Below are 22,025 nucleotides of genomic sequence, written 5' to 3'. Positions count from 1 at the left end.
GTCCAACCGGGGAATTTGTCCAGTCATTCAGCAGACGAAGAGATCGTCCTGCAGAGAGGGGTCAAGGTCCACGTGCAGCGTATGCTCCACGCGGTCCACGGCGACCTGCCCAAGGGCCGCCCCCTTGGTCTTGCGCACGTACTTCACGAGGGCGCACATGACCTCGGCCTTTCCGGCGCTGCCGTAGTGGCTTTTCAACCCGGCAAGCGCGGCGGCCTCGGCAAGGCTGGAATCCGGCACGTCCTGATCGGGATAATCACGCTTCAGTACGGCGTGCGCGCCGGGGCCGTTGGCGGCATGGAACCATAAATCAAAAGGACTGGCGAGACGGGACAGAATCTCATGATTGCCCTTGGCGCTCTTGCCCCGGTACACCGTAAAGCCGTCCGAAGTGCGAAACGCCGCAACCTGAAGCCCCTGCAACCGTCCGCGCACTTCGCGCTCGCCTGTGGCGCGGGGAGCCTGCTTGCCCTCCTGCACAGCGGCGGATGTACCGTCCAGTGCCTGAAGCTCGCCCTCAAGAGCCTTGCGGCGCTCCACGGCAAAGCCGAGGCCGCGCCGGCCTTTGGCGGCCAGCTTGAAAAACCGGTCCATGTTTTCCCGCACAGTGCGGCGCGGGTCCATCTGGATGCGGACGTCCTCGCCTGTGGCGTCCGGCAGGTCCACGTAGGAACGTTTCTCGTCCTTGTCAAACATATAGAGCCAGCCCTGCAGCAACTGCCCCTCTTCCGCCTTGGCCACAAAACCGCGCATGCGGTCCTCCTCCGCGTCCAGCTTCTTCAGCGAACGCTTGAGCTTGCGGCGCTGGGCCTTGATGCGGTCCAGCTCACCGGCAACGGCCAACCGGGCAAGTTCGGGGAAAAGTTCCGTCCGCCCCCACAGGTCTGCGGCCGTGAGCACGTCGTCAAACGCCTGCTCCTCGCGTCCGGCATGCAGGGGGTCCGGCAAACGCCAGACCAGCGCCTCGCCGCCGCGCGTGTTCTCGCCCTTGGGGTAGACGAAAAACCGGCCGCATCCGCCGCGCTCCAGCGCGCCAATCATGGCGGCGGCGCGGGCTTCGGGCAAGGCGCCAATGGTGCGGCGCAGGGCAGGGGAAATCTGCGGATGCTCGCGCCAGACGTCGCGGTCTGTCAGCACGCGCTGCGGGTCCGGCCACGGGGCCTCATCGCCAAAGGTGGCGGGAAGCTCGTCCACGAGGGCGGGTTCCTTTTCCACATTCAGCAGCAGATAGCGCCCTTCGCCGGGAGACAGCTCCCACGCGATGCTGCGCTGTTGCCAATCGATGAAGGCGTCAAGAAGCCTGCGCCCCTCCAGGCGCTTGCGCATCCACATGCAGATGGCCGTTGGCTGGGGCGGGTTGGCTGGTTTTTCCTTGGAAATAAAGAGCAGGCCGCCCTTTTTAGACGCCCTGAAAACAAGATAGGACCCCGCGCCAGAGCGGGCCTTAAAGGTCCACACCCCCGGCGCGGGGTTAAAGATACGGTCGATGCGTCGTCCGGCGAGGGTCTCCCCCAACCGGGGCGCGAGGCACCGGAAGAAATTTGCTTCCATATGAATGACGCGCGGGAGTCGTGCCCGCGCACAGCCCGGGGACTAAGGGCTTAATCCCCGCGCACTTTTTCCTCTTCTTCCTGACGGCTCTTGCAATTAATGCACAGCGTGGTCACAGGGCGGGCCTTCAAACGGGGTACGCCGATTTCCTCGCCGCATTCCTCGCATTCACCGAAGGTACCGTCCTCAATGCGTCCAATAGCCGCCTGGATCTTTTTGATGAGTTTGCGTTCGCGGTCGCGAAGGCGCAAGGTAAACGAGCGGTCGGATTCCGCAGTGGCGCGGTCTGCCGGGTCCGCATAGCTTTCATGTTCGTCCGTCATGTCGACTATGGTTTCCTCACCCTTACGCAGGATGTCATCCAGCATTTGATTGAGCCGGGTGCGGAACATCTCGATATCTTTCTGATCCATGATCAACCCTCCGAGCTTGGCTGTCCACTGGCGGTTCCGATGCGGAACGTGCGGGATTGAAGACGAGTGCATATAACAGGAAGCAATGAAAAGTAAAGCATTGATGACGCATTTCGCGGGTTCGTCCCCCCAGGCCGCGACGCGCGCCACCTTGCAATCCCGTGTGGGCAGACGTATGTCCAATCGTTACAGATATTACTTTCTGCTCCGGAGAATGCAAGAATGAACACCAATTTTCTTGATCAAATTGTCGCTTCCGCCACGGCCGAGCCAGACGCTCCGCTCGCCCGGTCCGTCATCGGATCCCACATGGTGGGGGTTTTGGGCCGCCGGGCCGGCATTGCCTCACGCGTGGACCAACACGCCCCAGGCGGGGCCGCAGCCCTTGCGCCACTGCCGGACGCCCTGCCGGGTACGCTCCACGCCATGGCCGCCCATCTTGCCACGCCGCAGACGGACCTGCCCCACCCGCAATACCGCTCCCTCGCTCTCGCGGCGGTAAACGCCCTGCTGCCCGTGCCGCAGGCCTCCAGCCAGCGCAAAGGGCAAGACCTCATCCGCGAACACGGGCGTGGACGGCGCGTTGCCGTCGTGGGGCATTTCCCCTTTGTGGAGCGCATGGCTCAGGAGGATGGTCTCTTTGCCGCGTTCTCCGTTCTTGAGCTGTCCCCGCGCCCCGGCGACCTGCCCGCCACAGCCGCGCCCACGGTTCTGCCGCAGGCGGACTGCGTGGCCATAACCGGCACCACCCTGCTCAACGGCACCCTGCCGGAACTGCTGTCCCACTGCCGTCCGGACGCCTATATACTCTTACTTGGCCCCAGCACGCCCTTTTCGTCTGTTCTATTTGATATGGGCGTCAGCGCCATTGCCGGGGCGGTTGTGGAAAAGACCGAGGACGCCTTCCGCGGTATAGAGGCGGGCAAACCCTTCAAACGCCTCGGCGGAGTGCGCGGCCTTGTCTGGGAAAAATCACAGGAAAAATGAACTTTTTAAAAATTCCCTGTTGACAGCAGTCCCGAGTTTGCATAGACACCTCCTCACCGCAACGACGGCGGCTCTTTCAAACGAGCGGGAGTAACTCAGTGGTAGAGTGCAACCTTGCCAAGGTTGAAGTCGCGGGTTCAAATCCCGTCTCCCGCTCCAAAGAAAACACCAACATCGGTAACACGATGTTTCACCGCCCCAACCGGGCGTATGGCACCCTTGCCATGCAGCGCGGCTCGGGGTAGGCTCCTCACCGGGGTTGGCGTTCTTCACGCCGGAGAAAAAAGGCATTGACTGATGCTTTTACACGGACTATACGCTAACTCCTCGGTTGATGAGGCGGCATAGCCAAGTGGTAAGGCAGAGGTCTGCAAAACCTCCATTCTCCGGTTCAAATCCGGATGCCGCCTCCAACATTTCGCGGGAGTAACTCAGTGGTAGAGTGCAACCTTGCCAAGGTTGAAGTCGCGGGTTCAAATCCCGTCTCCCGCTCCACCGATCATAAAAGCCGGCCTTTTTGGGCCGGCTTTTTTTTTGCCTTCACGGCGGGCGCACGCCGCGCCTGCCCCAGCCAGATTAAGGAGGCCGAATGCCCAGCTCCCTCCCCTTCTCCCCGGACGCGTCCCTCGAAGAACTGCTCGACATCGCGAGCCAGCGCTACGAGGTCCGTTTTGAACCCGTGTCCGCCGGAAACCACACCCTTGATATCCTGCAAATCGCCAATATGGCCGAATATGTGGAACGCATCTCCAGCTCCGCGCCCAAGGACGGACTGGACCTGCCCTTCTGGGCCAAGGTGTGGCCCGCTTCCATGCTGCTGTCGCACTTCATCTGCACCCTGCCCTGTGACGAAGGCGCAGAACTTTTGGAAATTGGCGGCGGCGTTGGCATCTGCGGTCTTTTTGCCGCAAAGTGCGGATTTTCCACCACCATTACCGACATTTCGCCCGACGCCTTGCTCTTTGCCCGCATCAACGCCCTCAAAAACGGGCTTGCGGACCGCGTCAGCGTACAGTACGCGGATTTTTCCACGGACAGGCTCGGCAAGCGCTTCGACTACATCGTCGGGTCCGAGGTGCTCTACGTCGAAAAGCTCCACCGCGGGCTGGTGAAATTCATGCAGGCCCACATTGCGCCCACCGCGCAGGCCGAGGTTATCCTCAGCCGGAGCTTCAACCGCAAGTCCGTGCGCTTCTTCAAGCTGGCCGACAAGGAATTCCACTCCGCTGAAAAAACCGTCGGCTGCAAAATGACCGGAGAAAACGGCGAGGATGAAAAGCACCTGTGCTCCATCCACCGCTTTAAACCGCGCAAACAGGTCGGTTGACGCCCATGATTGATATCACCAGTTGCCCCAAGGCCTATTCCCGCGAGCAGGACAAAGCCTGCCCGCCCGAAGAAACCGTCTCCCGCGTGAAGGAGCGCCTCGGCGCTTTTGGTGCGGACATTCTGGCCGAGGTCCGGCGCATCGACACCGGCCGCCTTGGCATTCCCGTCTATATGAGCCTGTGCGGCGACGCCGCGCGCGGCGTCATGCCCACGCGCAAGCAGATGGGCAAGGGCGCATCCCCCATTCAGGCCGAAGCCTCGGCGCTGATGGAACTCACGGAGCGCTACAGCTTCTTTTCCTTCTGGAACACCGAAGAGCAGTTTGAAAAACTCACTCTGTCCGAAGCCGAAGCCAAGTGGCCCGGTCAGGTCATTCCGATTGAGGAAATCATTGCCTCCGCCGGGGACAGCATCAGCCCGGACGACGCGCGCACCGTGATGGACCTTGTGCGCTGGCGCTTCTACCCGGCCACGGACGTTCTGGATGGCCGCGAAGTCTACGTCCCGCTCGACTGGTTCAAAAAGCTCAACGAGTTCAACGGCTCCAGCGCGGGCAACACCTTTGCCGAGTCCATCCTGCAGGGCGGCTGCGAACTGGTGGAGCGCCACGTCTGCACCATTGCGGACCGCACAACCCCCACCATGGCGACCATTGATCCGGACTCCTCGGACGATCCCGTCCTGGCCGAGCTTGTTGCGGCCTTCCATGACAATGGCATCGCGTTCTGGCTCAAGGATATGAGCTTTGGCATGCCCGTGCCCACGGTGGCCGCGCTGGCCTACGATCCCAAAACCTTCCCGGACTCCAGCGAGATTGTCTACACCGCCGGCACCGCAGCCTCCCCGGCCAAGGCCGCCATCCGCGCCCTGACCGAGGTCGCCCAGCTCGCCGGCGATTTTGAAACCGGCGCCAACTACGAGGCATCCGGCCTGCCCAAATATCTCCGCATTGAGGACACCGCGCACATCACCGCCGGGGAGACCATTCCCCTGTCCGACCTGCCCAGCATCGAGGCCGACGACATCGCCACAGAGCTGAAGAACCTCTGCGCGGGGCTGAAGGCCAAGGGACATCCTCTGTACAGCGTGTCCACTCAGCAGGAGACCCTCGGCATCCCCTCCAACTACAGCTTCGTGCCCGGCTTCCTGTTCCGCGAGCGCACGCCCGAAGCCAGCATTGGCCTGTTCGTGGGCCGCATCCTTGCCGAGGACGCGGAGCTGGATGACGCCCTCGCCGGACTGGCCGTGCTGGAAGCCGTGTACCCCGGCGCGCACTTTCTGCCGTTTTTCGAGGCGCTCATCCGCCTGCGCATGGGCGATACGGACGGCGCAGCCACGCTGTTTGCCGAAGCCGAACCGCGCCAGCACAGCGCGGACGACAAGGGCCTTGCGGCCTTCTATCAGGCCTACGCCCTCACGCAGTCCGGTGACTTCTCCGGCGCGGAGCCGCATCTGGACCGCGCTATTGAGCACTGCCCGGAGGTGAAGGAATACTTCAACCTTCGCGGCGTTACACGCTTTAAGCGCGAAGCCTACGCCGACGCCATTTCGGACTTTAAGGCCGCCCTTGATCTGGACAGCGGATCGGCGATGGACCTTGCAAATCTTGGCATTTGTTACAAGAATCTCGGCAGCACCGACGAGGCGATTCATTGCCTTGCCAGCGCCCTTGAACTGGACCCCCAACTGGAGTTTGCCAAAACCCATCTTGACGAGATTCTCACTGGTGGGTAAGCAGACTTTTGGGACCTACAACCATGCAGAGTTCAACTCGATTTGTGTCCGAAAAGGATTGACAAAAAAGAATGCGTGGTCGTAGACTCCGCCGAGTTTTACGCACGGCTGAACGCCGGTTATCTAGCAGTTGAGCAGCGGATCGCTGCTTACTATAGGCGTGTATCTCCCACTTCCGCTTGATTTGAGGAGATGCGCAGGAACGGTTATCGTTCGTAACCATCCTAAGGAGGACGAAACATGGCTACTGTTGAATTCCAGGGTAAAAACTTCGAAGTCGACGAAGACGGTTTCCTTCAGCGTTTTGAAGACTGGAGCCCCGAGTGGGTTGAGTACGTTAAGGAATCCGAGGGCATCAAAGACCTCACCGACGAGCACCAGAAGGTCATCGACTTCCTGCAGGACTACTACAAGAAGAACGGCATCGCCCCGATGGTCCGCATTCTCTCCAAGGTGACTGGCTTCAAGCTGAAGCACATCTACGAGCTGTTCCCCTCCGGACCCGGTAAGGGAGCCTGTAAGATGGCCGGCCTGCCCAAGCCCACCGGCTGCGTCTAAATCGACACATCGATTTGGCCTTATAAGGCGGAAGCTTTTGCTTCCGCCTTTTTTTGCGCCCTATGCCCACCAGCGTGAGCGGCGTAGACGACGTGGTCGTAACGCCGGGTTCAAGAGGTTATCTCCGATGACTTGAGCTCTTAGTCCGTTCGGCCTGAAAGGACGAAGGGGCTTAGAGATCAAGATAGCAACGCCCCTTAAGAATCCCGATATTTTCGGGCTGGAAACCAGCCCGAAAAGGGGTGGGTGGGCTTTGCCTCCTGTGTGGGCGGTTGCCCGCGTGGATGTGGCGCCGTTGCTGGGGCCGGATAGAGGCCGCGTGTCTGGAACATCACACTGGCGTATAAATGGGATCGTTAAGGGCCCTCGGCCCTTAACCCTGCGGAGCAAAAAAAGCGCCGCCCCAGAGGACGGCGCCCATAACGCAACTCGCATGACGCCAGCGCGCCACATGCAGCGCGCCGAAACCATGCCGAAATCCACCCGGAATTTCGGCGCAGGCGCGCCATTATGGCCATTTCGGCCACAGGGTCAGGTTTGCCCTTTGGCGCGCTCAAAGAGTTCCTTCTTGCGCTTTTCAAAGATAATGGCCGTGCGCAACGTGGCGAGGATGAGCGCCACCACGGACAGGATAATCACCAGCCCTTTCTGCAAGGCCCAGCGCTGCCCCTGAATAAGCTCGCGCAGCCAGTTCATATCGCGCACTTCCGCCACATACACCGCCGCAGGCACCAGAATAAGCGCCAGCCCAAGGCATATGATTTCCAGCCACATGAAGCCCTTGCTCAAAATAAGGGCGAACAGTGTGGAGTCGCGCACAATTTTCAGGGTGACAAGGCGCATGCCCAGCCGGTTCAGCTTCTGTTCTACTTCGTCCAAATACTCATGGCTCTTGCGGAAGTTGCGCGCCACCTGAAAGTGCTGCTGATGAATCCAGTTCAGCTTGGTCACGCAGAAGTTGAAGTCCTTGTTGAACTCGCGCAGGGCGCGGGGGAACGGGAACCATGATATTTCGTCATTGATGGTCTTCAGCCGTTCACGGAATGTTTTCCCCTGCTTTTCAAGGAACTTAATCTCGGCGTTGATTTTATTTTTCAGCTTGCGCGCGAGCTGCATGCGGCCCTTGATGATGCGGGTGAACACCACAAAGTTGTTGGTGCCGTCCAGCTCCATAAGCACCGAGGTCTGGTGCTGCATTTCCTTGTTGAAGTCTTTGTCCTTGCCAAACCAGTCGTCAAGCTCCTCGGACAACTGACTCAGCTTTTCAAGGGCATCCTTGGCGCCCTCCTCGGCCATGACCCAGCGGTCCCACAGGCTGGACATAATCTGTACGTGGCCGCGCTCCATCTCCGGATCCACGAGGATGCGGTTGAAGATGTGCGGGCTCTCGTCCACCATGTCGTCCAGCAGGCCGACAACATGCTCGGAGAAGCCCATCTTCACCAAGCAGGCGCTCTGCCTGTAGCGCAGCTCCACCCACCGGGGGCATATGGCTCCGGCTTCCTTGTACAGGGCCATAGCCTTGTCAAAGTTCCCCTGCACCTCATAGCCCCGCCCCTGCAAGTATTTGTGGTAGGCATACTGGAGTGGGGTCTCGCCCAGCAGTTCGGCGTCCTTCCAAAAGCTGATGGCGCGCTCTATCTCGCCGCGCTCCAGCGCAAGGAAGCCCTGCAAAGTCCGGTACTGGTAGTCGCGCGGGTTGCGCAGCGCCCCTTCCTTGGCCATACGCTCGGCCTGCGCCGCGTCCCCCTCCTGCAGCAGAGTCAGGGCGCGGATGGGCGTGGTGCTTTCGGGCGGGGCAAGCTTGTTCAGTCCGCCCGGCAGTTCCTTGCCGAGGCTACGCCAAATAAGCGGCACCATACGCAGTTGCAAGGGGGCGTGCATCTCGTAAATGACCTTGGTCACGTGCGAGGCCGCATCCTTGCCCTTGAGCAACTGCGGCAGCATGGCCACCGCATCGTCCTTAATCTGCGCCCCGGCCTGCGCAAGAGCTTCGTTCATTTCATCAAGGTCCATGTGCGCGAGAACCTTCCACACTTCCGCATCCATGCTCACCAGCGACTTGCTGGGGCACTCGGCCTCGGTGTGGTTGCGCATGCCGCAGTAGAAGCACGGGTGCTCCTCGCCCGCCAGCATACCAACGGGCATAACCATGGGGAGAGAACCACTCGCCCCCTCCTCGCCGTCGGCAAGCATGTGCACATAGCACCAGTCCGTAAACCGGCTGCGCTCAAAGCTGTAGCTGACGTCCTTAATCTTGAACGGCTCGCCCAGCATAAAGGCGGTGGCGTAGCTCATGTGCGGAAAATCCGGGGCCATCTTGTCCCAGTCCACCGCCACCTTTTTGGGCAGCTCCTCATTGAACTGGTACCCGGCCTTATCCACCGCGGCCATAACCGTGGGCCAATAAGCGAGGTCGTCATTGCTTTTGACCTGCTGCACCAGATTGAGAATCTCCTTGCACCAGGTCTTGAGCGCGCCGAAATTCTCCAGCGAAAAAATGAGGAACTCGTCCTTGATGATATACTTGAGCTTCAGGCGCTTGAGGATGCCCTCCACCTCAGCGAAGTAGGCGCGCCAGCCCTCTATGAACTTTTTATCCTGTGGATTGCCGAGGGGCTTCAGGATAAAATACCACCCAAGGGACGACTTGAACCCAATGCGCGGGTCGCCGTGCAAGAGCTTCCACGAGGCGGCGGCCATGCCGGTGATATTTCTGTCGTAATCCTCCAGCGTTATGCCGGGGATGCTCTCCACCACGGCGCGCAAGTCCGGGTGCACCAGCACCTGAAAATCGTCCGGGGGCATCGTTTGTTGACCAAAAAGGTCCGAAGGAATTGACAGCGCCTGCTCAAGCTGGAATCCTACCTGCATCGAGGTGGGGATCACCTGAATGAACACAGGCAGAACGTTCAGTGTGGCCCAGACCTGAAGCCGCCCCATGGCAAGGAAAACGTCGGTGGTAAAGAAGAACCACAACGACTGGTTTTCCGCCGTGGAGACTTCCATTCCGCCAAAGTCGCGGAAGGTGGAAGGTATGGCGCTGGACAGCTCGCCGGACCACACCATCCACACCGCATAGCCCTTGGAGGACATGCGTGATTCATGAATGGACGGCTGGTCCTTGAGCAGTGTCGAAAACTTGTGCATTGCCACTTTTCAAATCCTCTAACGCAACAGGATAGTACAAATGGACTTTTCCAAGACTATAGCAGAACTGAAAAAGGACCCTGAATTCACCAAAAACGTCGGCATGGTGCTGTGCCACAACGGCATTGTGCGCGCCACCTCCCGTGTGTCGAACGGGGCTGTGGTGACGGGTGTGGAAATCACCACCGATCAGGACAAAGTTGACGCCCTGTGCGCCGAATACCAGCAAAAGCCCGGCATCTGGCGCTGCATCGCCAAGGGCAACTCCGGCATGATGAAACCCGGCGACGACGCCCTGTTCATCATTGTGGCCGGCGACTTCCGAGAGAACGTCAAGGCCACTTTGTCTGAACTGCTCGACCGCATCAAGTCCGAAGCCGTCACAAAGAAGGAAACCTTGGCCTAACCGGCCAGCGCCGCCGTCCACGGCGGCGCTCCTTCATAGCGCTTTGGGGCGTGCGGGCACTTTTCGCCTGTGCGCCCTTTTTTCCGCACCCGGAGCAGGCAAATCCTACCGCCCGCCCGGCTCACCCCGGCACCGCAAAGCGCACAGGCGCGGCGGGGGAAAACGCGGCAGTCCGCCCCATATGGGCCTTGCCGCCGCGTGCCGCCCCTCTTGCGTCCGCCGCCAAAAGGCCGACACCGCAAAAGAGGCTACGCAGCATCTTGCAATTCCTGTGCAATATCCGTACTAGGCCACATGCGCATCATTCAAGTGGTCAACGTCCGGTGGTTCAATGCCACCTCATGGTATGCCCTGTTCCTCAGCCGCCTGCTGCAGGACGCCGGGCACGACGTTCTCGTCGTCGCCCTCGAAGGGACGGAGACGCACGACAAAGCCCTCGCATGGGGCCTCAACGTGCAGACCATCCCCCTCAACAGCAAAAATCCCCTCACCATCCTGCGCGTTATCGCGCGCCTTGGCCGCCTTGTCCGCTCCTTCAAGCCGGACGTGGTCAACTGCCACCGCGGGGAATCCTTTGTGCTGTGGGGCCTGTGGAAAATGCTGGGCGGCGGCTTCCGCCTTGTCCGCACGCGCGGCGACCAGCGCCTGCCGAAGGACAACGCGCCAAACCGCTGGCTCCACGGCTCCTGCGCCGACGCGGTCATCGCCACAAACTCCGTCATGTATACTCATTTCCGCGATGTGTTCGGCATCGACACCGCGCGCCTGCACTGCATCCTTGGCGGGGTGGACCGCGACAAGTTCGCCTTCACACAGACCGGGCGTGACGCTGTACGCAAACAATACGGCTTTGCCGACAGCCACCACGTGGTGGGCCTGCTGGGCCGCTTTGACGAGGTCAAAGGCCAACGCGAGCTGATTCAGGCCGTCGCCACCATGCGCGACAACGGCATCAGTGCCGTCCGCCTCATGCTTATCGGCTTCGAGACCGCCACCTCCGAGGCCGAGGTCCGCCAGTGGATTGCCGACGCCGGGGTGGAGGACATCACGGTCATCACCGGGCACTGCCCGGACGTGGCCGCCTGCATCTGCGCCTGCGACGTTGGCGTTATCGCCTCCAAATGGTCCGAGACCATCGCCCGCGCCGCGCTGGAATTCATGTCCTGCGGCGTACCGCTGGTCAGCACGCCCGTCGGCGTTATGCCGGACCTGCTCGCCCCGGAGGCGATGTTCCCGTCTGCGGATGTCAAGGGACTGGCCACCATCCTCACCCTGACGGCCACCACGCCGGAGTTTCTGCTAAGGCTGCGCGCCGCGCAAAACGCGCGCATAGCCACGCTGTCCGGGGATGATTTTCTCCACCAAACCCTTGCCGTGTACGGGGAGCAGTCATGAGCGCGCGCATAGCCGTCATGCTGCCCAAGCTGTCGTCCTACGGCGGCGCGGAGGGCTTTTCCCTGCGCCTTGCCACCACCCTTGCCCAGCGCGGCTACGCGGTGGACTTCATCTGCGCGCGGCAGGAAGTGCCCGCGCCGGAGGGCGTAACCCCGGTCATCGTCGGCCGTCCCCCGCTGACGCGCGCCTGCAAGATTGCATGGTACGCCTACGCGGCGGAGCGCGCCAGAACCCGGCGCGGCTATGACCTTTCTTTCTCCATGGGTAAGACCATTGCGCAGGATGTGCTGCGTATGAGCGGCGGGCCGCTGTCCGTGTTTTGGCGGCTGTCCCAGCGCGCATGGGAGGCCGGATTCCCCCGCACGTGGAAGATGGCGCGCCGCCGCCTTGCCCCGGCCAACGCCCTTATCCGCCAGCTGGAATCCACAGCCCTGCAGAACCAGCGCGTGTGCGTCACGGTGTCCCACCGCGTGCGCGACTGGCTTATCGAGGCGCACCCGGAGCTGAGCCAGCGCGACCTGCGCATTATCTACAACAAGCCCGACCTCTCGCGCTTCAGCGCCCCCACGGACGATGAGCGCGCCGCCCTGCGTGAGGAGTATGGCCTTGCCCCGCAGGATGTTGCCATCTCCTTTGCCGGAACAAATTTCGCCCTCAAGGGCCTTGGCACCCTGACGCGGGCGCTGTCCATGCTGCCGCCGCACTTTAAGCTGTTTGTGGCGGGCGGGCGCAATCCGGGGCGCTTCGGCGCCCTTGCCGAGTCCCTTGGCGTAGCGGAGCGCATCCACTTTTTGGGCCGCGTGGAGGACATGCCCGGCCTGTACCGTGCCAGCGACATCTTTTGCCTGCCATCCTTTTACGACACGTGCTCCAACGCCGTGCTGGAGGCCCTTGCCAGCGGCGCGCGCGTTATCTCCACCCGCGACAACGGCTCCAGCTTCTTCCTCACCGAGGACCGCATTCTGGAGGACTCCGCCGACCATGAGGGCCTTGCCGCCATGCTGCAAACCGCCGCGGACAGCCCGCGCCCGGATGCCTTTGTCTGGCCGGAGGCAGTCAAGGCGGGCTTGCCGCCCTATCTGGACCTTGTGGACGAACTGCTCGCCTGATGCATTCCGCCGCGCCCTAGACTTGGACGCGGCGTTTTTCTTTGCGCCGCCCATGCGCCGCCAGCCGTCAAATTTCCCGCACAGGACGGGCCGCATCGCCGCGCACGCCCTCTCGCGCAGTATGCGTTGCACCCTACGGGCCTGACGTGGCATACTTTCCTGCGATCAGGGACGGCTTTTGCATCATGCCCCGCAGGGCATCACCCCCGATGCCAACCACCAAGGACACCGGAGTCGCCACCCCATGTTCCGTCAGCGCACCACGCTTTTCTGCCTTGTTCTTGCCATGGCCTGCGCCCTTGCCGCGTGTGGCGGCCAGCGCCGCGCCCCGCAGGCGTCCGGCCCCGTCTCCGAAGCGCCGTACACCGTGTTCAACGGTGAATACGAAAACACAGACGCCCTGTTGAGCGCGCCGCCGCGCACTGTGGCCGTCCTCCCCTTTACGGGCGCGGACGACGCATGGCGCACCCTGCCCGAGCAGGAGGACCCGCGCGCCATTGTGCGGCGCGGCATGTACCGCCACTTTGCGGCCCTGCCCTACAAGGATATGGAGCTGCTGGACACGGACGCCGCCCTCACCCGCGCGGGCCTGCATACGGCGGAGGCCGTGCACCGCGCCCTTGATGACAATCCCGCCCGCCTCAAAAACGCCCTCGGCGTGGACGCTGTCATCCTCGGCACGGTCACGCACTTTGACCGCGCCTACGCCGGGCTTGTTTCGCAGGTGTCCGTCGGATGCACGGCGCGTATGGTGCGCCTGTCCGACGGCGCGCTGCTGTGGCGGGCGGAGCACGTCAGCCGCGAATACGGGGGCGGGGTGTCCATCTCGCCCATTGGCCTTGCCATGGGGGCTTTTTCATCCCTGTGGAACCTGCGTGATGTGCAACTGCTGCGCGAAACCGACGAGCTGTTCCGCGAAATGGCCGCCACCATCGCCACGCCCACCCAGCGCCTAGCCGTGGACGCCGCGCCGCCGCGCATAGACCTCTTTGCCATTGCGGGAAACCGCCGCGCCTTTCGCGAAGGCGACATTGTGCCCCTGCGCATGGCGGGCGCGCCCGGATGCAGCGCCTACGCCCGCATGACGCCGGACGGTCCGGCCATTGCCATGACGCCGGTGCCGCAAGCCGTCAAGGCCGACCTGCGCGGGCAACTCCTCGCCACCGTGCGCGACCGCTACGCCGCCGCAGGCCTTGCGCCCTCGCCGGAGGTGCTGGCGGACACCCTTGCCCGCATCGACCAATTGGAAATTTACGAAGGCACATGGGTGCCCACCCCGCAGACCCAGACTACACGCCTGCGCCCACGCGGTTTTCTGCTGGCGGATACCGGAGCACGCGCCGAGGCCGTGGCTCCTGCTCCCATCACCATCGACACCATGCCCCCGCCCGCGCCCCAGCGCCTGACGGCCGCCTCCATGCCGCAGGGCGTGCGCCTTGCGTGGACCGCCCCGGATGCGCCGGATATCGCCGCCTATGAAATATGGGTCAGCCATGAGGGCCAGTCGGGCTTTACCAAACACGCCACAGTGCAGGACACCGCGGCCACCCTGCGCGGCCTGACGGACTTTCTGCCCGTTTTCCTGCGCGTGCGGACCCGCGACCACGCTGGCAACACCAGCGGATTCAGCCCCGCAGAAAAAGCCGTCCCCGCCCCGCGTGAGGGAATTGTCGACGCCGCCGCCACATCCAGCACCCTTGGCGGAACCATTGACGCCATGCTGTTTCTGCCCGCAGAGCGCGGCCCCTACACCGTGAGTGCGCCGCTGGAGGTCGTCCCCGGCGGTGAACTGCATATCGGTCCCGGCGCGGCCCTGCGCTTTGCCCCGGACTGCGGGCTGACCGTCCGCGGCGGCTCGTTGGTCTGCCACGGCGCGCCAGAATCCCCCGTACACCTTGGGCCAAGCGCCGCCACAGCGCGCCCCGGCACATGGCCCGGTGTGGTCCTTGATGGCGCGCAAAGCTCCAGCCTGAGCCATGTCACCATCAGCGGCGCGGCCACAGGCCTGACGGTGCGCAACTGTGCGCCGGAGGTCACGGGGCTGCGCATTACAGAGTCCTCGCAGGCGGGGGTCCACCTTGGCGCGGGCGCGCGGCCCAGCATCACCTGCACCCTGATTCACGGCAACGGCGGCATGGGCGGGCTGGTCATGGAAGGCGCAGGCTGCGCCCCGCGTATTGTCCGCACCAGCTTTTCCGCCAACACGCCCTTTGACGTGCAAAGCTTTACCCCCGTGGCCGTGGACCTGACAGGCAACCATTTTGCGGCGGGGCCGGATGGCGGAACCATTCTCGGCCGCGTCACCATTCATCCTGCGCTGGACGCCCGCCCATCGGACTGCCCCGCGCCATAACCGCCATACGCGGCACGACGGGCAAAAGCGCACGGCGCCCCGCACGGCACAAAAATCACGCTCCGCTGGTGCACCGTCAGACGAACATAAGGATACGTTTTGAATACGAGCGCACCCCATTGCCACAAGCAACAGCCCCATAAGGACGCCGCCATGCGATACGCCCCCATCCCGCGCCCAACCGCCATCCTGTTGGCCGCCATTCTGCTGGCCGCGCTGTGCGGCCCGGCCTTTGCGGACCCCACAACGCAGGAACTCATCGGCACCATGGGCTATATCGACTGGAACCGGCAACGCGTGGTGGCCACGGGAACGGGCATTCCGCCGCATACGGCAACGGACCCATCCCACGCACGGGCCGCAGCGCGCCGCGCCGCCGTGCTGGACGCCCGCCGCAACCTGCTGGAAGTCATCAAAAACGTCCGTATCGACTCCAGCACCGTGGTGGACAACCTCATCGTCTCCAGCGACACCGTCAAAAGCACCATCTCCGGCCTGCTGCGCGGCGCGGTGGTGGACCGTGAAAATGAGCGGCCAAACGGCAGTATGCGGGTGACCGTCAGCCTGCCCCTCACCGGCGCCCTCGCCCGCGACCTGCTGAGCGCCGCACCGGGCGCCCACGCCGCAGCGCCGGGCACTGCCCGCCCCAGCACCAACCTGCCGGACGAGGCCCGCCTTGAGCGCCGTTTCAGTTCGCTGGAAGATCAACTCCTTGCCATGCAGGACATCCTGTCCCAACTGCAACAGGTCCCCAAGAAGGCCGCCACGGCCCCAGCCAACGGCACCACAGGCAAGGACCGCGTCATGCACCGCCTTGAGGACATGGCCCAGCGCCTGCGCACCCTTGAGCAGCAGGCCACAGCTCCATCACAAACAGCCCCCCGCAGCGGTCCCGAGGCCCCGCGCGCGCCCTCGCAGGCGGCAGGCCCGGCCACGCCAAGCGGCCCTTCCGCGCCGCCAGCGCCGCGCCTTGCGGCCAGCACCCCCACGCCGAGCGCAGGAGCTATTCCCCTGCCCTCGCCCGAGTCCGCCGCACGGTCCGCGCAGGCCACAGGCATTGTCATTGACGCGCGGGGAACGGACTTTTTGCCATCCCTCAAACCGCGCCTCACCTCCCGTGGCAGCGTTGTCTACCCAGGACCGGGTACGGACTTCACCACCGCGGTGAACTCCGGCTACGTACGCTATTACCGAGACATCGCCACAGCCCAGCGCTCCACCCGCGCCGGGGCCTCGCCGCTCACCCTGCGCGGCACCGGACGCGGCTCGGACATTGAACTTTCCGCGCAGGATGCGGCCCTCTTGCGCTCCCTTGCCAGCGCCAAGGGCGGCAACGTTCTTGACCAGTGCCGCGTGGTCGTGGTCTTTTAGCGCCCCATGACCAGCCCGAGACATACCAGCACCCACCGCGCCTACCGCAGCGGCGTCCGCGCCCGCGACGGCGAAGCCGCGTTTCAAGTCGTTGTGGAAGAGACGGACCTGTTTATCGTTGCGGGGCAGGACCTTGCTCCGCAGGCCCTCGACGCCGTGCACGACCTGCGCGGCCAGCTCAAGGCGTGGATGACCCTCCAGCCGGACTTTGCCGCCAGCCTCACGCCCATAGCCGTGCCGGAAACCGCCCCGGACATCATCCAGCGCATGGCCCACGCGGCCAGCCTGTGCGGTGTCGGCCCCATGGCCGCCGTCGCTGGAACCGTTTCGCAAATGGTGGCTGAGCGTCTTGCGCCGCTGAGCCGCGATATTCTTGTGGAGAACGGGGGCGACCTGTACATGCGCTCCTCGCGCCCGCGCACCTGCGCCATTCTTTCCGACCCCAGTGGGGAAGCCAGCATTGGCCTTGCCCTGGGTGCGGACGACTTTCCGCTTTCCCTGTGCGCCTCCTCCGCCACCATCGGCCACTCCCTCAGCCTTGGCAGCGGCGACCTTGTGGTGGTGCGCTCCGCAAACGCCAGCCTTGCCGACGCCGCCGCCACCGCCCTGTGCAACATCCTCCGGGACAAGCGCGACCTCAAACGCGTCACGGACATCGCCCAGTCCCTCCACGAGCACGGCATAGACGGCGTCTTCGCCCAGTGCAGCGGCTCCATCACCGTCTGGGGCGACATGGAACTCACCGCCCTCTAGCGCCCACGCCCCCGTATTTCCCAACAAAAAAAGCCCCGGCATAAACCGGGGCTTTCGTTTTTCTTTGCGTCGTCTGTGCGGGCTATTTGGCCGCGCCGAGGGTTTCGGCGATGGCCGTCACCGCCTTGTAGGCGGACGAGATGGCAAGGCCGCAGCCGCACTTTTCGCGCATCCAGTCCTGATGCGCAAGGATGGCGCCGCAGGCGTAGAGGTTGGCGTAGGCCGCCGCGCCGTCCTCGCCGAGGGGGCGGAAGCATTCGTCGGTTTCCACGCCGCAGCGGTTCACTGCGTGGCCGCCGGGGCGCAGGAAGTCCTTGTCATGCCATGCGTGGCGGTCTTCCGGCTGGGTGACGGGCAGACCGAACACCGATTCGGTGATGTTGCGGCGCTCGGCAAACAGGCCGCCACCAAGGAAGCGTCCGGTGCCAAGGACCACACTGCGCGCGTGCACCGTGTACTCCGGCTCATTAAAGCCCACTTCCATGACAAATTCGTCGGCGTCCGCGTCATGGCGCACGGAGAGGACTTTCTTCTGGCGGAACAAGGACACGCCGTCGTCAACGATGCGGCTGTCAAAGGCCTCCTTCAGGCGAAGCCCCGGCACGCTGGGCGGCAGGGACGGAATTTCAAACACCGGCACGCCAAGACGCTCGGACAGATCCGCCATCACCTCATGAGGGTGGTAGATGCCAAGGATGGCGGGCATGCCCACGGCCTGCGCGTCACCAAGGTGCGGGCGGATGGCCTCGGCCAGTTCCTCGCGGTTGCGGGAGAATTCCAGGGCCTGCGCCATCTGCTGGGGGAAAATCTCGCCCTTTTCCGCACTGCCGGGGAATTCCACCACCGCGCCGCGAAGGCCGGGCCAGTTTTCACCCTGCACGGAGGCGAGCAGGTCCGGGCTAAAGCCCTTGAGGCCACGGAAGCCAATAAACAGGCAGGGCTTTTTGTCACGGCGCACCTCGGCGCCGGCCCACATGGTCTCGGGGATGGCCCAGCTCCGCTTGAGGGTGCCCATAGCGGTGAGCACATCGCTGTTGCCGGACTCCGCCATGCGGTAGGCAAAGCCCCGCTCGTCAAAGAAGCCGAGGAACTCGCCAAACGCGGCGCGAACCTCGCCCTCGCTGAGGCGGGAATAGGGATGGCGCGGGTCGTCCTCGCTCACGGCGCGCATGGCCGCGAAAGGATCGTCCCACAGTTTGCCTTCACTCACGGGGTGCACGGCCATAACGTCCATCACGCCGCTGGTGTAGACGCTTTCGCCGGTTACGCCAGCCTGCGCCACCCGAAGGCCGCGCTGCTTGGCAAAGACGGCAGCGGCCATTCCGGCAATGCCGCGGCCGATGACCATCACGTCACAATGCAAAATATTCTCCTCAGGCATTACTCCTCCCCAGAGCCTTTCTCGGTGCGAAGTTCCAAATCGAACAGGCCGCAGTGGATAGCCTCCTGCAGTTCGGCCTGCGCCAACTGCGGGCCCCACAGGATGGAGCGTTTGCCGCGCCAGCGCTCGCCAATAAACTCGCGCAGGCCGTTCAGGTCATCCGGTCCGGAGTAGATGCCGCGGTCGTACATGTGGCCGGTCAGACGCAGGCCGCACATGGCGCCCTGACAGCTCCCCTTGCCCACACGGCTGCGGCGGCCGACCGCCTTCAGTCCCGGCGTCACACCGTTTTCGGTGTTCAGGGAGTCGATGATTTCATCCACGGCGGACTTCGGCACCATCTCGCATTCGCACAGCAGGTGGTCGTCGCGCTCGTGGCCCTTGAGCCAAATCTTCGGCGCCACGCCCGGCTCGGTCCAGCGGGCGGCAGAAGCCTGCGGCAACGGCTCCGTCCGCGTCCGGCACGGCTCGCTCACGCCAAGGCGCTCGCAGACGAGGTCGGCGGTGCGCTCGGCCATCAGGCGATAGGTGGTCAGCTTGCCGCTGGTGATGGTGATAAAGTTGTCCAGCCCTTCGTCCTCGTGCCCCAGCAGGGTGTAGCCACGGCTGACCGTCCGGTCGCTGCCGCTGCCGCCGCTTTTGACAAGGGGGCGCACGCCAGCGTAGGCGCGCACGTAGCGGGTGGTCTCCAGGGAGGGGATAAGGGGGAGCATCTCGTCAATGTTCCGGTCCACTTCGTCGATGGTGGGCCGGATGTCGTCCAGCTTGTCCACGCGCACCGAGGTAGTGCCAAGGATGGACACCGTGCCACCGGGGACAAGGATGTCGCCGTCGCCGGGCTTGCGCAGGCGGTTCAGCACGCGCTGCGACATACGCGAGTGCGTGATGAGCAGCGTGCCCTGTGCGTACAGCATCTCGATGTGTCCGCCAGCCATGGCCGCCACTTCGCCGGACCACGCGCCGGCGGCGTTGACGATAACGTCGGCCTCCACGCGCACTTCGCGTCCGGTGCGGGTCTCCACAAGGTTGGCCGCGGTGATGCGCCCGCCCTCGCGCTCAAAGCCCGTCACTTTGGTGCGGCGCAGAAACTGCGAACCAAGGCTGACGGCGTGGGCCATATTGTCCAGCGACAGGCGGAAGGGATCGATGGTGGCGTCTTCCACCTGCCATGCGGCGATGACCTTTTCCGACAGGACGGGTTCCATTTCGCGGGCGTCCTTGGGGTCAAGGGCCGTGGCCGAGAGGCCGGCCTTCTGGCAGTAGGAGCCAAAATCCGCGGCGTAGGCTTCGTCGTCGCCTTCCACAGCGGCAAAGATGCCGCCCGTCTCTTCAATGCAATGGGGGGCCAGCCGCTTGAGGATGTTGCCTTCCTCGCGGCATTCCGAGGCGGCCTCGGGGTCGGTGAAGGCGTAGCGGCCGCCGGAGTGCAGCAGGCCGTGGTTGCCGCCGGAGGCCCCGGCGTTAATGTCCCGCGCCTCGGCCAGCACGCAGTGGACGCCGCGCAGGGCGAGGTCTCTCGCTATGCCGGTGCCTGTGGCGCCGCCGCCGATGATAAGAACCTGTGTGCGCACGATTATCTCCTTATGCACATCCATTCACGGCGTGCATCCGCAAAGGATAACGCCCCCGCCAAGGCGAGGGCGCATAGTTCTATGGTATGATATAGATTCACGTTTTGGAAGGGATATTGCGCGTCATCGCGGGACTGTCAACCTCATTTTCCCCTCCACCGGGCGCGGCAAACAGGCCCTGCATGCTCCTGCGGGGCAACGTTGCCGGCCCGGAGCATTTGCCAGCCGTCCACGCTTTAGCCTCTGCGGGACGCTTTGGCCTGCGCTACGGTCACTGCAAGCTCCGCCGCCGCCCCGCGCGGCGAAGGCGCAGCGCATATGGCGGAGACCACGGCCACGCCATCCGCGCCGCTTGTCACCACATCCGCCGCGTTGGCGGCATCTATACCGCCAATGCCAACGAGCGGCCGCCGCGTCTGCGCCTTCAGCCCACGCAGCCCCTCAAGGCCCCACGGCGCGGCGGTGTCGGTTTTGGTGGGGGTGGCAAACACGGGGCTGACGCCGTAGTAGTCCACGTCCAGCGCCTCGGCCGCGCGCACGTCGTCCAGCGTCTCCACGGACAGGCCGATGATGGCGCGCGGGCCGACAAGGCGGCGGACGTCCTCCACGTGCATATCACTTTGTCCCACGTGGACGCCATGCGCGCCGCAGGCAAGGGCCACATCCACGCGGTCGTTAATGAGCAGGCGCACGTCCGTGTCGTCAATGGCGGCCATCAGCGCGCGGGCGCGGTCTACAAAGTCGCGCGTGCCAAGGTGCTTCTCGCGCAGTTGGACAAGGGTTGCCCCGCCCGCCACGGCCTCGCGCACCGTGCGCTCCACGCCGCGCTCACCGCACAGCGCCGTATCCGTCACGAGGTATACGCCAAGGTCAAAGCTGTACCGCGCGCTCATGCCCACTCCAGCCGCACGTGGGCGCTGAGGTCCGCCTCGGTGAGGGTGTAGAGCGCGTCCAGAAAGTGCAGTTGCATGGTGCCCGGACCTTCGGCGCGCCGGGCGGCCATACTGCCTGCCGTGCTCATCACCGCCATGGCGTCCACCGCCGCCTCAAGGGGCGTTCCGCCAAGGGCCGCATACGCGCCAACAAGGCTGGTGGCCGTACACCCAAGGCCAGTCACGCGCGGCATCAGTGCGTGCCCGCCGTGGACAATGCACTGGGCCTCGCCATCAGTGATGACGTCCTTTTCACCGCTCACGCACACCACCGCGCCGGTTTTGCGCGCCAGCGCCATGGCTACCGGGGCCGCCGCCAAGGTTTCCTGCGTGCTGTCCACGCCCTTGGTCGCGCCCTCTTGTGCTCCGGCAGGATGCACACCAAGCGCGTCCGCCAGAACCAAAATCTCCGAGGCATTGCCGCGCAGAACCGCAGGGCGCACCTGTTCGGTCAGCTCCCGCGCGGCCTGCGTGCGCAGACGCGAGGCCCCTGCGCCCACAGGGTCCAGCACCACGGGAATACCACGGGAGAGCGCCTGCTCCCCGGCGCACTGCATACTGTCCAGCCACGGGCGCGACAGGGTGCCGATGTTCAGCACCAGCGCGTCCACAATGCCCACAAGGTCCGCCATTTCCTCCGGCGCATGGGCCATGATGGGGGACGCGCCAACCGCCAGCAGGGCGTTGGCCGTGGTATTCATCACCACAAAATTCGTAATATTATGCACCAGCGGCCCGCGCTCGCGCACGCGGCACACGCTGGACCAAACCTGTGAGAGTTCCGTCATTGGCGTCTCCTTCGCAAAGTGTTGGGGGGCATTTTACACAGCATCCCCAGCGGTTGGAAGCGCCCTGCCCCCACAATTCCCACCCGCTCCCGTGAGACAGCTTGTCTTTCACGCCGAGATACTGCACAGTCAGCCTCCGCAAGGGGGGCGCAAAACGCTTCGGCATCGTTGGCAATTCTGCCGGAGCGCCCTTCAGCCGGGCCTTTTGGCTCGGATCCTGCGGCGCATCCTGCGGCGCGCCCCG

17 protein-coding genes and 3 tRNA genes are annotated in these 22,025 nt (G+C 63.9%); 13 read left to right on the top strand and 7 right to left on the bottom strand.

What is annotated here, in order from left to right; all coding sequences use genetic code 11:
- Window positions 1–27: 27 nt before the first annotated feature.
- Both ACI3L3_RS06280 and dksA read right to left on the bottom strand, forming a co-directional pair.
- Window positions 28–1,551, bottom strand: coding sequence for an NFACT RNA binding domain-containing protein (locus ACI3L3_RS06280; RefSeq protein WP_404844257.1), 1,524 nt, complete (start codon window positions 1,549–1,551; stop codon window positions 28–30).
- A 50-nt stretch (window positions 1,552–1,601) separates the two neighbouring features.
- Window positions 1,602–1,964, bottom strand: coding sequence for an RNA polymerase-binding protein DksA (gene dksA / locus ACI3L3_RS06275; RefSeq protein WP_404844256.1), 363 nt, complete (start codon window positions 1,962–1,964; stop codon window positions 1,602–1,604).
- 222 nt (window positions 1,965–2,186) lie between these two features.
- On the opposite strand from dksA, the gene ACI3L3_RS06270 reads away from it, so the two are divergent.
- The 7 genes from ACI3L3_RS06270 to ACI3L3_RS06240 all read left to right on the top strand — a co-directional run bounded on the left by ACI3L3_RS06270 (window position 2,187) and on the right by ACI3L3_RS06240 (window position 6,572).
- Window positions 2,187–2,951 carry a Rossmann-like domain-containing protein gene (locus ACI3L3_RS06270; protein ID WP_404844255.1) on the top strand — a complete coding sequence of 255 codons (765 nt, stop codon included), beginning with the start codon at window positions 2,187–2,189 and terminating at the stop codon, window positions 2,949–2,951.
- 84 nt (window positions 2,952–3,035) lie between these two features.
- Window positions 3,036–3,110: transfer RNA gene (locus ACI3L3_RS06265), tRNA-Gly, on the top strand.
- Between the two features lie 179 nt (window positions 3,111–3,289).
- Window positions 3,290–3,364: transfer RNA gene (locus ACI3L3_RS06260), tRNA-Cys, on the top strand.
- 7 nt (window positions 3,365–3,371) lie between these two features.
- Window positions 3,372–3,446, top strand: a tRNA-Gly gene (locus tag ACI3L3_RS06255).
- Window positions 3,447–3,540: 94 nt separating this feature from the next.
- Window positions 3,541–4,278, top strand: a complete 738-nt coding sequence (locus ACI3L3_RS06250; RefSeq protein WP_404844254.1) for a class I SAM-dependent methyltransferase — start codon at window positions 3,541–3,543, stop codon at window positions 4,276–4,278.
- A gap of 5 nt (window positions 4,279–4,283) precedes the next feature.
- Entirely contained in the window at window positions 4,284–6,014 is a 1,731-nt protein-coding gene (locus ACI3L3_RS06245; RefSeq protein WP_404844253.1) for a YcaO-like family protein, read from the top strand.
- Window positions 6,015–6,254: 240 nt separating this feature from the next.
- Entirely contained in the window at window positions 6,255–6,572 is a 318-nt protein-coding gene (locus ACI3L3_RS06240) for a TusE/DsrC/DsvC family sulfur relay protein (RefSeq protein ID WP_404844252.1), read from the top strand.
- Between the two features lie 531 nt (window positions 6,573–7,103).
- Here the strand turns inward: ACI3L3_RS06240 and ACI3L3_RS06235 are convergent.
- Window positions 7,104–9,722, bottom strand: coding sequence for a tetratricopeptide repeat protein (locus ACI3L3_RS06235; protein ID WP_404844251.1), 2,619 nt, complete (start codon window positions 9,720–9,722; stop codon window positions 7,104–7,106).
- 40 nt (window positions 9,723–9,762) lie between these two features.
- Between ACI3L3_RS06235 and ACI3L3_RS06230 the strand changes: the two genes are divergently transcribed.
- The 6 genes from ACI3L3_RS06230 (at window position 9,763) to ACI3L3_RS06205 (ending at window position 17,109) form a co-directional block, all read left to right on the top strand.
- Window positions 9,763–10,128 carry a molybdenum cofactor biosynthesis protein MoaE gene (locus tag ACI3L3_RS06230; RefSeq protein ID WP_404844250.1) on the top strand — a complete coding sequence of 122 codons (366 nt, stop codon included), beginning with the start codon at window positions 9,763–9,765 and terminating at the stop codon, window positions 10,126–10,128.
- A 294-nt stretch (window positions 10,129–10,422) separates the two neighbouring features.
- A complete protein-coding gene (locus ACI3L3_RS06225) occupies window positions 10,423–11,523 on the top strand; it encodes a glycosyltransferase family 4 protein (RefSeq protein ID WP_404844249.1) in 1,101 nt (366 codons plus the stop codon).
- Window positions 11,520–12,632 (top strand): glycosyltransferase family 4 protein, encoded by a 1,113-nt coding sequence (locus ACI3L3_RS06220; RefSeq protein ID WP_404844248.1) that lies wholly within the window; start codon window positions 11,520–11,522, stop codon window positions 12,630–12,632. The genes ACI3L3_RS06225 and ACI3L3_RS06220 overlap by 4 nt, the downstream gene beginning before the upstream one ends.
- Window positions 12,633–12,876: 244 nt before the next feature.
- Complete coding sequence (locus tag ACI3L3_RS06215; RefSeq protein WP_404844247.1) at window positions 12,877–14,985, top strand: GNA1162 family protein; 2,109 nt, start codon at window positions 12,877–12,879, stop codon at window positions 14,983–14,985.
- Window positions 14,986–15,138: 153 nt separating this feature from the next.
- The gene (locus tag ACI3L3_RS06210) at window positions 15,139–16,356 is read left to right on the top strand and encodes a hypothetical protein (RefSeq protein WP_404844246.1); all 1,218 of its coding nucleotides are present in this window, start codon (window positions 15,139–15,141) and stop codon (window positions 16,354–16,356) included.
- A 6-nt stretch (window positions 16,357–16,362) separates the two neighbouring features.
- Window positions 16,363–17,109: a UPF0280 family protein gene (locus ACI3L3_RS06205; protein WP_404844245.1), complete on the top strand. Its 747-nt coding sequence runs from the start codon at window positions 16,363–16,365 to the stop codon at window positions 17,107–17,109.
- A gap of 82 nt (window positions 17,110–17,191) precedes the next feature.
- Here the strand turns inward: ACI3L3_RS06205 and glpB are convergent, their stop codons facing one another.
- The 4 genes from glpB to thiM all read right to left on the bottom strand — a co-directional run bounded on the left by glpB (window position 17,192) and on the right by thiM (window position 21,781).
- Complete coding sequence (gene glpB / locus ACI3L3_RS06200) at window positions 17,192–18,490, bottom strand: glycerol-3-phosphate dehydrogenase subunit GlpB (protein WP_404844244.1); 1,299 nt, start codon at window positions 18,488–18,490, stop codon at window positions 17,192–17,194.
- Window positions 18,490–20,061, bottom strand: a complete 1,572-nt coding sequence (glpA, locus tag ACI3L3_RS06195) for an anaerobic glycerol-3-phosphate dehydrogenase subunit GlpA (RefSeq protein ID WP_404844243.1) — start codon at window positions 20,059–20,061, stop codon at window positions 18,490–18,492. The genes glpB and glpA overlap by 1 nt, the downstream gene beginning before the upstream one ends.
- Before the next feature lie 236 nt (window positions 20,062–20,297).
- A complete protein-coding gene (gene thiE / locus ACI3L3_RS06190) occupies window positions 20,298–20,954 on the bottom strand; it encodes a thiamine phosphate synthase (protein WP_404844242.1) in 657 nt (218 codons plus the stop codon).
- Complete coding sequence (gene thiM, locus ACI3L3_RS06185; RefSeq protein WP_404844241.1) at window positions 20,951–21,781, bottom strand: hydroxyethylthiazole kinase; 831 nt, start codon at window positions 21,779–21,781, stop codon at window positions 20,951–20,953. Before thiM ends, thiE begins: the two co-directional genes overlap by 4 nt.
- Window positions 21,782–22,025: the final 244 nt, after the last annotated feature.

This window comes from Desulfobaculum sp. SPO524 (assembly GCF_044987625.1).
Taxonomy (GTDB): domain Bacteria; phylum Desulfobacterota; class Desulfovibrionia; order Desulfovibrionales; family Desulfovibrionaceae; genus Desulfobaculum.
The sequence above is the reverse complement of the archived record's forward strand: the minus strand, read 5'-3'. Positions and strand labels throughout refer to the sequence as shown.